Origin of the sequence: uncultured Clostridium sp., assembly GCF_947072515.1 — a bacterium.
Taxonomy (GTDB): Bacteria; Bacillota; Clostridia; order Clostridiales; family Clostridiaceae; genus Clostridium.
The window spans coordinates 1-13,898 of the sequence record NZ_CAMTIG010000071.1 but is presented as its reverse complement, the minus strand read 5'-3'; the positions used below and the strand labels follow the sequence as shown (position 1 = coordinate 13,898).

General features: G+C 28.2%; 17 protein-coding genes. 8 read left to right on the top strand and 9 right to left on the bottom strand.

What is annotated here, in order from left to right:
- Nucleotides 1-3 precede the first annotated feature (3 nt).
- The 5 genes from rlmH to Q0W06_RS17075 all read right to left on the bottom strand — a co-directional run bounded on the left by rlmH (nucleotide 4) and on the right by Q0W06_RS17075 (nucleotide 3,890).
- Complete coding sequence (rlmH, locus tag Q0W06_RS17095; protein ID WP_297638555.1) at nucleotides 4-483, bottom strand: 23S rRNA (pseudouridine(1915)-N(3))-methyltransferase RlmH; 480 nt, start codon at nucleotides 481-483, stop codon at nucleotides 4-6.
- Between the two features lie 65 nt (nucleotides 484-548).
- Nucleotides 549-1,190, bottom strand: coding sequence for a lactate utilization protein (locus Q0W06_RS17090; RefSeq protein WP_297638558.1), 642 nt, complete (start codon nucleotides 1,188-1,190; stop codon nucleotides 549-551).
- A 100-nt stretch (nucleotides 1,191-1,290) separates the two neighbouring features.
- Nucleotides 1,291-1,788, bottom strand: a complete 498-nt coding sequence (locus tag Q0W06_RS17085; RefSeq protein ID WP_297638552.1) for an SEC-C metal-binding domain-containing protein — start codon at nucleotides 1,786-1,788, stop codon at nucleotides 1,291-1,293.
- 21 nt (nucleotides 1,789-1,809) lie between these two features.
- Nucleotides 1,810-2,601 carry an MBL fold metallo-hydrolase gene (locus tag Q0W06_RS17080; RefSeq protein WP_297638549.1) on the bottom strand — a complete coding sequence of 264 codons (792 nt, stop codon included), beginning with the start codon at nucleotides 2,599-2,601 and terminating at the stop codon, nucleotides 1,810-1,812.
- Nucleotides 2,602-2,621: 20 nt separating this feature from the next.
- A complete protein-coding gene (locus tag Q0W06_RS17075) occupies nucleotides 2,622-3,890 on the bottom strand; it encodes a UDP-N-acetylglucosamine 1-carboxyvinyltransferase (RefSeq protein ID WP_297638546.1) in 1,269 nt (422 codons plus the stop codon).
- Nucleotides 3,891-4,335: 445 nt separating this feature from the next.
- Between Q0W06_RS17075 and Q0W06_RS17070 the strand changes: the two genes are divergently transcribed.
- From Q0W06_RS17070 to Q0W06_RS17050, 5 genes are all read left to right on the top strand, one after another.
- Nucleotides 4,336-4,872: a hypothetical protein gene (locus Q0W06_RS17070; RefSeq protein ID WP_297638543.1), complete on the top strand. Its 537-nt coding sequence runs from the start codon at nucleotides 4,336-4,338 to the stop codon at nucleotides 4,870-4,872.
- A gap of 187 nt (nucleotides 4,873-5,059) precedes the next feature.
- The gene (locus Q0W06_RS17065) at nucleotides 5,060-5,524 is read left to right on the top strand and encodes a dUTP diphosphatase (protein ID WP_297638540.1); all 465 of its coding nucleotides are present in this window, start codon (nucleotides 5,060-5,062) and stop codon (nucleotides 5,522-5,524) included.
- Nucleotides 5,525-5,607: 83 nt separating this feature from the next.
- Nucleotides 5,608-6,039 (top strand): DMT family transporter, encoded by a 432-nt coding sequence (locus Q0W06_RS17060; RefSeq protein WP_297638538.1) that lies wholly within the window; start codon nucleotides 5,608-5,610, stop codon nucleotides 6,037-6,039.
- A 21-nt stretch (nucleotides 6,040-6,060) separates the two neighbouring features.
- Nucleotides 6,061-6,876 carry an MBL fold metallo-hydrolase gene (locus Q0W06_RS17055; RefSeq protein WP_297638535.1) on the top strand — a complete coding sequence of 272 codons (816 nt, stop codon included), beginning with the start codon at nucleotides 6,061-6,063 and terminating at the stop codon, nucleotides 6,874-6,876.
- Nucleotides 6,877-6,949: 73 nt separating this feature from the next.
- On the top strand, nucleotides 6,950-8,149 hold the full coding sequence (locus tag Q0W06_RS17050) for a S8 family serine peptidase (protein ID WP_297638532.1): 1,200 nt from the start codon (nucleotides 6,950-6,952) through the stop codon (nucleotides 8,147-8,149).
- Between the two features lie 34 nt (nucleotides 8,150-8,183).
- On the opposite strand, the gene Q0W06_RS17045 is transcribed toward Q0W06_RS17050, so the two are convergent.
- On the bottom strand, nucleotides 8,184-8,834 hold the full coding sequence (locus Q0W06_RS17045; protein WP_297638529.1) for a peroxiredoxin-like family protein: 651 nt from the start codon (nucleotides 8,832-8,834) through the stop codon (nucleotides 8,184-8,186).
- A gap of 125 nt (nucleotides 8,835-8,959) precedes the next feature.
- Between Q0W06_RS17045 and Q0W06_RS17040 the strand changes: the two genes are divergently transcribed.
- Entirely contained in the window at nucleotides 8,960-9,622 is a 663-nt protein-coding gene (locus Q0W06_RS17040) for a helix-turn-helix domain-containing protein (RefSeq protein WP_297638526.1), read from the top strand.
- A gap of 31 nt (nucleotides 9,623-9,653) precedes the next feature.
- Here Q0W06_RS17040 and Q0W06_RS17035 read toward each other — a convergent pair whose 3' ends face one another.
- Nucleotides 9,654-10,190, bottom strand: a complete 537-nt coding sequence (locus tag Q0W06_RS17035) for a M23 family metallopeptidase (RefSeq protein ID WP_297638523.1) — start codon at nucleotides 10,188-10,190, stop codon at nucleotides 9,654-9,656.
- Between the two features lie 174 nt (nucleotides 10,191-10,364).
- Here Q0W06_RS17035 and Q0W06_RS17030 point away from each other — a divergent pair, with 174 nt between their 5' ends.
- A complete protein-coding gene (locus tag Q0W06_RS17030; RefSeq protein ID WP_297638520.1) occupies nucleotides 10,365-11,381 on the top strand; it encodes a DnaD domain protein in 1,017 nt (338 codons plus the stop codon).
- Nucleotides 11,381-12,367 (top strand): ATP-binding protein, encoded by a 987-nt coding sequence (locus tag Q0W06_RS17025; protein WP_297638517.1) that lies wholly within the window; start codon nucleotides 11,381-11,383, stop codon nucleotides 12,365-12,367. The genes Q0W06_RS17030 and Q0W06_RS17025 overlap by 1 nt, the downstream gene beginning before the upstream one ends.
- 27 nt (nucleotides 12,368-12,394) lie before the next feature.
- Here the strand turns inward: Q0W06_RS17025 and Q0W06_RS17020 are convergent, their stop codons facing one another.
- Nucleotides 12,395-12,922: a sigma-70 family RNA polymerase sigma factor gene (locus Q0W06_RS17020; protein WP_297638514.1), complete on the bottom strand. Its 528-nt coding sequence runs from the start codon at nucleotides 12,920-12,922 to the stop codon at nucleotides 12,395-12,397.
- A gap of 9 nt (nucleotides 12,923-12,931) precedes the next feature.
- The gene (locus tag Q0W06_RS17015) at nucleotides 12,932-13,681 is read right to left on the bottom strand and encodes a hypothetical protein (protein WP_297638511.1); all 750 of its coding nucleotides are present in this window, start codon (nucleotides 13,679-13,681) and stop codon (nucleotides 12,932-12,934) included.
- Between the last annotated feature and the right edge of the window lie 217 nt (nucleotides 13,682-13,898).

Genomic DNA, 13,898 nt, shown 5'->3' with positions numbered 1-13,898 from the left:
CATTTACTTATGGTACGGTTCATTCTTCATTATCCTGTATGCTCTATATATCTGTTCAAGTAGCATTACTCTAAATAGCTGGTGTGGGAAGGTCATTTTTGAGAAGCATAGTTTGTAGTTTGCTCGTTTTTTTACTTCATCTGAAAGTCCTAAGCTTCCTCCAATTAGGAATACTATGTTTGAGTTTCCCATTATGCCTTGTTGTTCTATGAATTTTGAGAATTCTTCTGATGTTATGTTTTTTCCTCCTAGATCCATTGCTACTACGAAAGCATTTTCTTTTATTTTACTTAGGATTGCTTTTCCTTCTTTTTCTCTTATTAGTTCTTCTTCTTTTTCTGATGCGTTGTCTGGTGTTTTTTCATCTGCTAGTTCTATTATGTCTAGTTTGCAGTATCTACTTAATCTTTTTGCATATTCATCTATTGCTTGTTTTAAGTATTTTTCTTTTAGTTTTCCTACTGTTATTAGTGTTATATTCATATAAATTTTTACCACAGCAAATATTGCTGTGGCATCCTCCTAGTGTTATGTTTTAAGTTTTTATTTTAGTATCCTAAGCTTTCATTTAGGAATATTATGTTTATTCTTTCTGGATCTACCTGTCTTTTTATTAATGTATATTCATTACATATTCTTGTTTGGCTTTTACAGTTCATGCAGTACCCTGTTTTTGAACATGGATTACTTTTATTTAGTCTTTTTGCGTTAGTTGGTGCTGCTATTTCTTTTGCTCTTTTTATAGCATCATCTAAGTCTTTAACTATTTTATTTACTCCACATACTACAATTACTTTATCTGGGCCATATAACATTGCTGCTACTCTATTTCCGTTTCCATCTACGTTATATAGCTCTCCATTTTCTGTTATTGCATTTGTACTAGTAAAGTATGCATCTGCTGAAAATGCACCTCTGTATATAGCTTTCTTTTCTTCCATTGTTATACCTTGTCTGTCTCTATCTAAAAAGTTGTATCTTCCACTTCTTAAGTGTTCCATAACTCCTGTTTCTGCAAGTGTCATTGAACCTCCACAAGAAACTGTTGCCCCTTCATGTACAATCTCTTCAATTTTCTTTACTAATTCTTCTTTAGATTCCACTAAGAATCCCCTCATATTGTTTTTTTCTAGTGCTTCTATTGTTCTTTGTATTTTCTTTTCATTTAACCAAAATACATTTACGTCCATCATAATTATTACCTCCTATAAACATCCATCTTTTATCTTATAATTTATTATACGCGAAAAAAAGCTCATAAATCTATGAGCTTTAATTTATTTAAAAATGTTATTTTCCACAACATTTTTTATATTTCTTACCGCTTCCACATGGACATGGATCATTTCTTCCGATTTTTTCTTCATTAACTATAGTTCCTGATTTTCTGTATTCTGCAGTTATTTCTTTTCTCTTTTCAGGTGAGAATATTCCGTCCCATTGTGGTAATTCAAATAAATAGTCTGCTTTAGCATCTAACATATTGAAGTATAATTTTTCTAAGTTCATATCAAGTACTAATTCTGTATTTTCTGTTATAGAATCTAACTCATATGAATTTTTTAAACTATCATTAATTCCATCTACAAATCCCATAACGAATTCATTTGTAGTGTTATATTGTTTTGCTAATTCTGCTATTGTAGTCTTTCTAACTTCATTATGTTTAGATAGTAAATCTTTATATATTGATTTTTCTATGTTCCCATATTCTTGCCAAAACGCAGCTTCTCCTTTAGTTTTAACATATTCAACTACCATATCAGTCCAATTTTTATATAAACTCATTTTCAATACCTTCCTTTTCTTTTATAAATATATTAATTTACTAGGTTCATGTCTACTTGCCATGGCAATATTAACGTCTTGCCCTAGGCTTATTCCTTTTTCTTGTAACGTTGTAATAACAGTTTGATACGCTAAATCTGGATGATTATTAGTTCCACTTAAATGACCTAGGAAGATTTCTTTTCCTAAATCATATTTTATAAGCTCTACTAATGCCTCACCACATGCATCATTCGAAAGATGTCCCACTTCACTTAATATTCTTCTTTTTAAGTTATATGGATATGGTCCATATTTAAGCATATTAACATCATGATTACTCTCTAATAGAATAATCTTTGAATCCTTTATGTTATCTTTTATTTCTTCTGTAAATGTACCAAAATCAGTAGCTACACTCACTCTTTTATCATTACTATTTATTGTATATCCAACTGGTGCTATAGCATCATGAGGAATATTAAAAGATTTAATATCTAAATCATTAATAGATATAGTACTTCTCTTATCCATTAACTTTATATTGTGCTCTTTTATTTTCCCTAAAGATTTCTCCATAGCAGCCCATGTTTTATCATTTGCAAATATAGGAATATCGTATTTCCTTGAAACAATCCCTGCACCTTTTATGTGGTCAGAATGCTCGTGAGTTATAAATATTCCACTTAAATCCTTAGGGTCCTGCCCTATTGATTTTAATGCCTCGTCTATTTTTTTACCTGGCATTCCTGCATCTATAAGTATTTTTGTGTTTTCATTTCCAACAAAAATACAATTTCCACTACTTCCACTATAAAGTGAGCAAAATATCATGTTTTCCATCTCCCTGTTGTTTATTCTTCATCAACAGTTATTCTCTTAATCTTTGCACCTAAATTGTTGAATTTATTTTCTATGTGAGGATATCCTCTATCTATATGTTCAATGCTTGTTATTTCTGTTTTCCCTGCTGCTATTATTCCTGCTAAAACCATAGCTGCTCCTGCTCTTAAATCTGTTGCTTTAACTACAGCTCCAGTTAAGTCAGTAACTCCATCAATAATAGCTACTCTACCTTCAACTTTAATGTTAGCACCCATCTTTTTAAGTTCATCAACGTGTTTATGTCTGCTTTCCCATATTGATTCAGTAATTATACTTCTTCCTGGGGCAACAGCTAATAATACTGACATTGGTTGTTGAACATCTGTTGGGAATCCTGGATAAGGCATAGTTTTAACATTAACACCTTTAAGTTCTCCAGCATATTTAACTCTAATGCTATCATCACCCTCTTCAACACTAACTCCCATTTCAAGAAGTTTTGCTGAAATTGATTCTAAATGTTTTGGTATTATATTTTTAATTGTTACATCACCTTTAGTTGCTGCTGCAGCTATCATGAATGTTCCAGCCTCTATTTGGTCTGGAACTACGCTGTATGCACAACCTGAAAGTTTTTCAACACCTTGTATTCTTATAACATCAGTTCCTGCACCTTTTATGTTTGCTCCCATTGAGTTAAGGAAGTTTGCTACATCAACTACGTGAGGTTCTTTTGCTACATTTTCTAATGTTGTTAATCCATCTGCTAAAGTTGCAGCTATCATAAGATTTATTGTTGCTCCAACTGAAACAACGTCAAAGAATATGCTAGCTCCTTTTAAGTGCTCTGCTTTTACACTTACAGCACCGTGTTCTATAACAACTTCTGCTCCTAAAGCTTCAAATCCTTTTATATGTTGATCTATAGGTCTAACTCCTATAGGACATCCTCCAGGTAATTCTACTCTAGCTTCTTTAAATCTTGCTAAAAGTGCTCCTATTAAATAATAAGAAGCTCTCATCTTTCTAACGTCCTCAGTACATGCATTGAACGTATCAACGTTTGTACTATCTATTTCTAATGTATTTTCATCAATTTTATTTACTTTACATCCTAAACTTGAAAGAATTCTGTGAAGGCAGTGTACATCTTCAATATCAGGTACATTATCAATAATGCACTTTCCTGAGCTTGCTGCTACAACAGCTGGTAAAATTGCAACGGCAGCATTTTTTGCTCCATTTATTTCAACAGCCCCTTCTAATTTTGTTCCTCCATGTATAATTAATCTTTCCATCTAATTCACCCTTATTAATAGATTATATATAATTAAGTTCCAAATTCTACTTACTTTTCATCTTATTTTTGTCCTTAAAATTCAAAATACATTAAATTATTAAGATTTCCAATTAAACATTATAGTCCTATCCTAATTTTTCAATGTACGTTTAACATTATAACATAAACTCTTACTAATTAAATATTTTTTTTACGAATATATTAAATAAGCTTAATTATTTACATATATCTATAGATTTTTGACCCTTTTTATCGCTTTTATATCAATTTATAAGTACTTCTGTTTCATATTAATAAATTTTTTTAATAAACTGTTTAGTTCGGTTCATCTTTATTCCTAATATTTCTATCTAAATTGCCCAACTATTCTTTTCTTTTAAGTATTATGATATAATTTATAGAAAAGTTTGGGTTAAATTTTGAAATATTAAGTGAGGTTAAATATGAAATATTATGTTGTTGCATTGTTAGATGACACTTCAAATGAAGAAATTCTTGAAACTCAAAGATTAGTTTCAAAAAAGTTTAGAGCAAATAAAAACATTCCAAAACCATACATTGCTTTAGAGATATTAGATAATCCTAATATAGATAAACTTACAGAAATAACTGAAAAAACTTTAGCTCCATATAAGAAGTTTAGAGTCGAGCTTACTAACTCTATATTTGTTTCTGAGGAATGTAAAACTTTAAATTTAAAATTAAATAACCGTGGATATATAAAAAAGATATTTTATGCTTTAAATGATATGCTAAAATTACATGGCTTTAATGTAAAGGATTCGGATGCAACTATTCTTTCCTTAACACTTGCTAATTTTAATTATTATCCAAGAGATATAAAGAAAAAGCTTGCTGATAATCAGAATCTTTTATCTTTAAATGACTCTACTTTAAAGATATCTGAATTCCAAATTTGGAAGATGCCACACAATAAACATGAGATTCAAATTAAAGATTTTGAACTTAAAGTGTTTTAGTACTTTAAGTTAAGTAAATATATACTAACTAAAAGAGTCTTATCTTAAAAATAAGACTCTTTTATTTAAATTTTGTGAAAATTTCAAAATTTTTTCTTTGTATTCGTTTACGCACCTTTTCTTCTATTCAAAGATTTTGTAAAATAGACTAAGATAATTATCTTGAGTCCATATCAGGAGGGGTTTTATGTTAATAAGTGATTTATTTCAAATTCAAAAGAACATAGATACAACAGTTTCAATCAATGAAGATTTATCTGACTACAAGCTAACTGCAAGAAAAAGTTTAAGTCTTCATATAAAAATTAGTGATTTAGCTAATGAAACTAAATGTTGTGCCTATACAAATGATAGCGATGCAATAAAAGATGAAACATCAGTGTTAAGAAAATATGTTTCATGTTTTCAACAAATACTTTCTATCGGAAATGATAACGAATATAGCATTTCTCTAGAATCGGTAGACGCTATAGCAAGCGATTACTGCTTAAGTGATCAATTTCTTAATCTTTATATAGATATAAATGATTTGATTATCTCTAAATCTGAAGATCATTTTGTTACTTTATGTGAAGATTTTTTAAGCATTGGACTAAAACTAGGATATAACGAAAATAAAATACGCGAAGCATTTAAAGATTTTGCTTCATAATTAGCGGCCATAAGTTTATTCTTATGGCCCTTTTTACATTTTTTATATCTCTCTTGGAAATACTATCCTTGAGGTGATGATAAATGATAGGTATTATAATTGCTATAATTTCAGGACTTTCAATGACTATTCAAGGCGTTTTTAATACTAGACTTAGCGAAAAAATTGGGACTTGGGAAACAAACTGTATAGTTCAACTTACAGGTTTAATAATTACAGTTATAATTACACTCTTTTTCGGAAAAGGAAACTTTAAAGCTTTAGGAAGTGCTAGTAAACTTTATATGCTCGGAGGTGCAGTAGGTGTAGTTATAATTTTTACTGTAATGAAAAGTATTGGTCTTTTAGGAACTACTTTTGCTGTTGCTGTAATTTTAGTTTCTCAATTACTTTTTGCTGCAATAATAGATGCTTTTGGTCTTTTTGGTTCTGAAAAGATTAATTTTACCTTAAAAGAAATTATTGGTGTTGCAATCATTATATTAGGTATTATAGTATTTAAATGGAAACACTGATTTATTTAAGGAGATTAGTAAATGAATTTTTTTAAGAACATCCACTTTTTATCAAAACTAACGTATAACAATTTAAAAGAATATACTATTAAAAGATCTTCTGTACCTAGCCATCCTATAGAGAAAAACTCTATTCATTGGTATGGTCATGCAACTACAGTTATAAATATAGATGGAAAACTGATTTTAACAGATCCTGTCCTTTCTAACAGATTAGGATTTTTTAAAAGAGTAACAGAAAAACCTATCGAACTTGAAAAATTAAAGTTTGATTACATTCTGCTTTCTCATGGACATATGGATCATATGCATTTTCCATCTTTAAAAAAGCTAAATAAAGATGCTTTAGTTATAGTTCCTAGAGGTTATAAAAAGATTTTAGAATTTCTAGGCTTTAAAAATGTAGTCTTACTACGACCTGGGCAAATCTTTGAAGATGATTTTATAAAAATATATTCTATTCAAGCTAAACATGATGGAAGAAGATTTTATGTAGGTATCGATAGAGAAAGTAATTCTTATCTTGTTACTCATGAAGGCAAGAAAGTTTTTGTTGCTGGAGATACTGCAATGACTAATAGATTTAATGATATTGAATGTGACGTTGCTATCTTCCCTGTAGGCTGTTATAAACCTGAAAGGTTTAGTTATATGCATTGTTCACCTACAGAGGCTTACAAGATGTTTAAGGGCATGTCTGCTAAGACAATGCTTCCTGTACATTATAAAACCTTTAAAATATCTTTAGAAGATTTTGATGAGACTCTTGATATATTAAAAAAATTAGATGATTCTTCAGTCAAAATACTAGATATTGGTGAAACTTTAAAATTTTAATTTAATTAGTATTAACACTTAATACTCCTCATTAATAAAATGTTAGTGTAACAATTAATGTAGGAGTATTTTTATGTTTATTTTTAAAAGCAAGCTTGATTATAATTTACAGTTATCTTTAAAAAAAGGCACTTATAATAAATATCGTGTTTTAGTTAAGTGTAAAAATTTATTTTCATCTGTTTTAAAGAAAATTTCTTCTTTTAACAATGCTTTACTTTATCCTATAAAGCCATGTAATTTAATCTCTTGCCAATTAACACCTAAACAAATACAGTCCCTTGCTGAATACCCCGAAGTTGAAGCTATATTTTTCGATGAATTCCTATTTCTTTGTGGAATGACTGTATCTAATGCTAATAATTATCATAAATCCTCTTCCACTTTAAAATTTTCAGGCAAAAATATTTGTATTGGGTTAGTTGATAGTGGTGTTTATCCACACATTGATTTAGTTAAACCTAATAATAAGATAGATTTATTTGTAGATTTAATAAATGAAAGTCTATTTCCTTATGATGATAATGGGCATGGAACTGCTATGGCTGGGTTGATTTGTGGAAGTGGAGTTTCTTCTAATAATTCATGTATAGGTATTGCTCCTCTTAGCAGGATTGCTTCTTATAAAGCTTTTGATGCTTTAGGTAAAGGATATGCCTCTACTGTCTTATTTGCTATATGTGATTTAGTAGAAAAGGCTAAAGACCATAATATAAGGATTCTTTGTCTTCCATTTGAAACACTTTATAATCATGATAAAATATCTACGGCTTTTGATTTAGCTTTTGATTATGCTTTAAGTAATGGTGTCATTCCAGTACTTCCTTCCGGTAGCATTGAAAACTCTCAATACGGCATGATGGATTTAGCTTTATCAAAAAAATGCTTAACTACAGGTGGCTTATCTACTTTAAATACTTCTAACCCTTATAAGTATTCTTCAAAAACTAACTTTAAAAAGCATAAAAAACCTGATGTTACTGCTGCTTGCGACTCTATAACAACTTTAAATACAGACACTACATATGTATCTGAAAAAAATGGTGTGAAAATTTATCCTAGGAATATGGATGTAAAATATAAAACCTATTCTGGAACATCATTATCAGTTGCCTTCATTAGTGCTGTATGTGCTATTTTATTTGAATATGATTCAAGCTTAAAGCTTGAAGATATAAAATCCCTTTTAAATCTTGCAACTTCTAACATTAAAGAATTTGATAAAGATATTGTGGGAAATGGTATATTGAATCTAAATAAATTATTAAAATAGGGAGAATGCATTACGCATTCTCCCTATTTTAAATTTATCTTCTTAATTTTTTAAGTTCTTCTAATACTATGCTTGGATCTAATCTATCCTTATAATCTGCTTTTACAAATGCAAATTGAATTTTTCTATTTTTATCAATTATATATATTGCTGGTAATGGTAATTCATTTAACTCATTACTCTGACTCTTTGAAAGATTCATACCTCTCTCTTCATAAATTTTAGCTATATTATTTGGAACTTTAAAAACGATTTTAAATTCCTTTGCAACTTCATTATTTAAATCAGATAATACATCAAATCTAAGTTCATTTTTCTCTTTTGTAGATATTGAATTATCTGGTGTTTCTGGAGAAATCGCAATGAATACTCCACCGAGATTATTAATTTCATCTAATACTCTTTCATAAGCCCTTAATTCTAAATTACAGTATGGACACCAGCCACCTCTATAAAAATTTATTATAACAGGTCCACTTTTTAATAATTCATCTAATTCAATTATTTTACCTAAATGATTTTTAAGTGTAAAGTTTGGTGCTAAATCACCTTTATTTAAAGCAATTTTTTCTATATTTTCTTTTTCTAAATCCTTTATTGCTTTCTCATAACTTTCATAAATATCTTTTGGTAATCTTACTTTTGCATTTTCTTTTAAATTATTTAATTCTTCTACAAAGCTCATATTTTATCCCTCCTAAAATAATTAATCTATCTTCTAATTTTTCCTTATTTAATTTAAAATAAGTATAACATTATTATTATTCCATAATGATAGAACTATTATAAATTAGAGGTGATACAATGATTATGCCCGATATTACTGAAATATCCATGATTTTCGCTGATAAATCTAGAGCTTTTATTTTAATTGAGCTTTTAGGTGGTGCTAGAACTACAAGTGAATTAGCTACTGTAGCCAATATTAAACCTCAAACTGCTATATATCATTTAAACAAAATGGTTGATATAGGTATAATTGAAAAAAGAAAACATGGCAAAAATTCGTATTATAAAATTAAAAATGAAGATATAGCTAGAATACTTGAAAAGCTAATTCATTTATCAAATGAACCTAAAATCTCTTCATTAAAAGAATCCGTAAGGTCCCAAGAAATAAGATTTGGTCGTCTTTGTTTTGATCATATTGCTGGTAAAATAGGAGTTGTTTTATTTAATAGTTTCAAAGATTTAAATTATATTCAAGTAATTGGAACCTCTATAATTATTACAGATATAGGATATGAGTTTTTTGTTAAAGAAAATCTTTTGTCTAAAGAGCAAAAAGTTATTGGTGAACTTTGTAATGATTGGAGTGAAAAAGATTTTCATATTTCTGGTGAGTTTGGTAGACTTCTTTATGAAAACTTAAAACAGCTAAGTATTATATCTCAAGATATTAAAACAAGAAAAATAATATTAACTCCCTATGGTGAAGAATGGATTAATGACACTTTAAAGGTTAATATATAAAATTAGGAGCTACATATGTAGCTCCTAATTTTTAAATATATTTTTGTGGATTTATTGGTTCATCATTTAATCTTATTTCAAAATGTAAATGTGGTCCTGTACTTCTACCTGTAGTTCCTACATTTGCAATTTTTTCTCCTGCCTTTACTGTATCTCCAATTTTAACATTATAGCTGTTTAAATGAGCGTATCTGCTTTCAAGACCATTCCCATGATCTAAGATAACTATCTTCCCATATCCTTCTGCTTCATAAAATACATTTTTTACTTTTCCATCTAAACAAGCAATTACTGAAGTATCCATATTCTTAGGAATATCTATTCCCTTATGAAACTTTCCCCATCTTTCACCAAATGCTGATGAGATTGTTCCTCCTTGTGTTGGATGAAAAAACATAACAGCTTTTCCGTTAACCATTTTGCTCTCTTTATATTCTGCCTTTTGATTATTTGTATCTATCTCTTCACCATAAGCATTTAAGCTACTTATTAAAGATAATCCTCCTATGAAGAATACAAATAAAATCGTCACCTTTACGATGTTTTTCTTAAAATAATCCGAGTACATTTAATAAATCTCCTTTTTACAATTTTTTATCGACTTTTTTAAGTTACCCACTCAACTTTATTTTTATTCATTTTTTTATCAAGTTGTTATAGGTACCACTCTTTGTTATAATTATTTTAAATATTAGGAATACTATTATCTTAGAAATATAAACTATTGAGAGGTAAAAATACTATGAGTACTTTCATATTAAAAAACAAAGCCTTAAATTATACTCCTGTAAGTAACATATTTATAGAACAGTATATGCCAAAGGCTAGAGGTGAATTTGTAAAAGTCTTTCTTTTACTTTTAAAACAAAACGTCAATGGTGAGCCTGGAATCAGCTCTGAAATAATGGCTAGAATGCTTAGTTTACTTGAGTCTGATATCATGAATGCGCTACATTATTGGAATGAAGAAGGAGTTTTAAAACTAACTCCTATCGATAAATTTGGAAACTATAGTATAGACTTTTTACCACTTGATTCAGATAAAGCTATAGAATCAGAGGAAGATGAGAGTATTTTAAATGCTTTAACTGAACCTGACGTAACATCGATGTTAAAAGAAATCGAAAAAATACTTTCTAGAACTATAAATTATAAAGAAATGCAAATTTGTATAGAATGGAATAAAAACTTTAATTTTTCTAATGAACTTATCTCACTTTTAGTAGAGTACTGTTCAGCTAAAGAAAAAACTAATTTCAGATACATGGATAAAGTTGCAGCTTCTTGGTACGAAAAAGGAGTTAAATCAATTGATGCAGCTCAATCTCTTATAGCTAGAGATGAAGAAAAGTGGAAAAAGATACGTGAGATACTTAAATATTTAGGTATAAAAAATACTGATATTATGAAGCCACAAGAAGATATGCTTGAAAAGTGGTTATTCATATTCAACTTTAAAGTAGAAATAATTCAAAAAGCTTGTGATAGATGTTTCCAAAGGCTTAATAGAGCTGACTTTAAATATATAGATAGCATACTTACTGATTGGCATAAAAATAAAATTTCAACTGTTGCTGACATTGAACTTAAAGATATAAACTTCAAAAAAGCTCATGGCAATAAAAATTATGCTAACAATAAGAATAATGCTAACAATACTAATAACGTTGGAAAGTTTAATCAACAAGTTACAGGTTTTAGAGAAAAAAATTACGATTATGATGCGCTTCAGCGTGAACTGTTAGGGTGGGATGATTAATGATTAATGGATATCGAGCAGAAGTACTTAAATTATATGAAGAAATTCAATCAATTGAAAAAAATAATTTAAAAGACAGAGTTAAAGAAATCAAAAATAAATTTCCTGAAATTATGGATATTGATGATGAAATTAAAAAATTATCTGTTAGGCTACCTTTATTAATTTTAAAATCTACTACTACAGAAAAAGATGTTCAAGAGTTAAAGGATAAAATTACTGATTTAAGAGCAAAGAAAATGGAAGCATTAGTTGCTAGGGGGTATACCCCTGATTACTTAATGCTTCATTACAGATGTAAAAAATGTAATGATACAGGATACATAGGAACTGTAAGATGTGAATGCTTTAAAGAGAAACTTATAAAGTTATATTATAAAGACTCCGCTCTTGAAAATATAATTACTAAATACAACTTTAAAGATTTTGATTTAAGTCTTTTTCCTAACAAAACAAATCCTAATTATCCAACTCAAAGATTTACACCATATGAAAATATGCAAAGGATATATGATTTTATAACATCTCAATATATTCCAAACTTTAATAAAGCTGATGTAAATCTTTTATTTTTTGGTTTAGCTGGTACAGGGAAAACATTCCTTTCTTACTGTATTGCTAAAGAGCTTTTAGATAGAGGATATTTAGTAGTCTATAAAACAGCTGATGAACTTATCAGAATGCTTGCAGATATAAGATTTAATAAAAATAAAAGCTTAGAAGATTTTATTATTAATTGTGATCTTCTTATTATCGATGATTTGGGTTCTGAGCAAAGCACTGACTTTACTAAAACAGAATTCTTTAATCTTCTAAATAAGAAATTACTTTTAGGAAAGAAAATGCTTATATCTACAAATCTTGGATCTAATGATTTAGATACACATTATGATAGACGTATATCATCAAGACTTTTAGGAAACTTTAAATTAATGATGTTTTATACAGATGATTTAAGAATTGAAAAGAAAAGAAGACATAAATAAAACTCGCTTTAAAAGCGAGTTTTATTTTTAGGATTCTTTCTTTAGTTTTTCTCTATTTTTTAAAATCCTTAAGCTAACTGCATTAGCTGTTAAATTTAATTCTTTAGCAATTTCTTTTACCGACTTTCCAATAAAAAATCTATTTATAAATATATATCTGTCTATTTCATTAAAACCTTGGATTCTATTAACGATATCTGCAAATTCTTTTTTAGATATAAATTCATCAATTAATGCATCTTGATTTTTTTCATAATAATCTTTATATTCAACATTTCTTTTATGCTTCTCTTCTTTTCTATAAATACTTATAGCTGTATATTTAGCTATTGCACCTACCCAATTTTTAAATTTATCATTTGTATATTTAAATTCCTTTATAGAATTCCACACTTTAATTAGCACTTCATTTACACATTCTTCTGAAAGCTCTGCATTCCCTAAATGCATATATGCAATTTTATAAATTAAGTTTCCATATTCATCTAGAACAAATTCTATTGCTTCTTGATTTTTATTTTTAAGCTCTTTAATAAAATTTTCTTTAGTTAGCATTACCTTCACCTACTTTAAAATAAATATTCTTATTATCATCCATATAACAAGTAATACTACAGGTATGGTCATTATCAATGATATTTTATTTACTTTTGAATCAATTTGTTCAGCCATTGTTTTTTCTTTTGTTTCATCCTTAATTCCTAATCCCTTAAGAATCATACATACCTTTTCAATTTCCCCTTCTTTAAAGTCATAATCTCTACATAGCACTATATAATCTCTTTTGACTTCTCGATTACTTACAATGCACATAGAACGTGATTCAAAATATCCTTTAAAATATTCTATCTCTTCTTTATTATAAATTTTAGTTTTAATAAGTCTAAAATAATTATCTAAAAAATGAAAAATAATTTGTTTTGTAGTTATAAAAACATAAAAGTAACATGTAGTTCCATTTAGTAAATTAAAAGACATTCCATTTATTCCACCAGCTTCTAAGCTAGTGTTTACACCTGACTTAAAAAGCCTCTTATATAACAACTCTCCTTCGTATACAGTCATTCTATCAAGATTAGGTAATACAATACTCTTTAACACTTCTGTGTTTTCTACGCCATTTATAACCTTTTTATTTCTTGGATTTAATATAGCTTCATTATCAATTTTTTCATTATCAAATACTTTATAACATGAACTTTCATATTTATTGATTGTTTTATTGACACTAGCTCTGATTCTTTTTATTTGATCTTTTGAAAGATTTTCTTTTGGAAGTTCTAGTTCCTCTAAGTTTAGTAAATCTTTTTTCATAATACCACCTTCTTTGCTTTCTTATAAATATATTCGCTTATAAAACCAAAATCTTTCTATATTTATAAAAAAAAGAAAGACTACTCTAAAATAGAGAAGTCTTTACTTTTTGAGATATTATTGTTTTTTAAAATAAAAAAAAGAAGTAAATTAATACTTCTTTTGGCGACTCAGAAGGGGCTCGAACCCTCGACCTCCGGCGTGACAGGCCGGCACT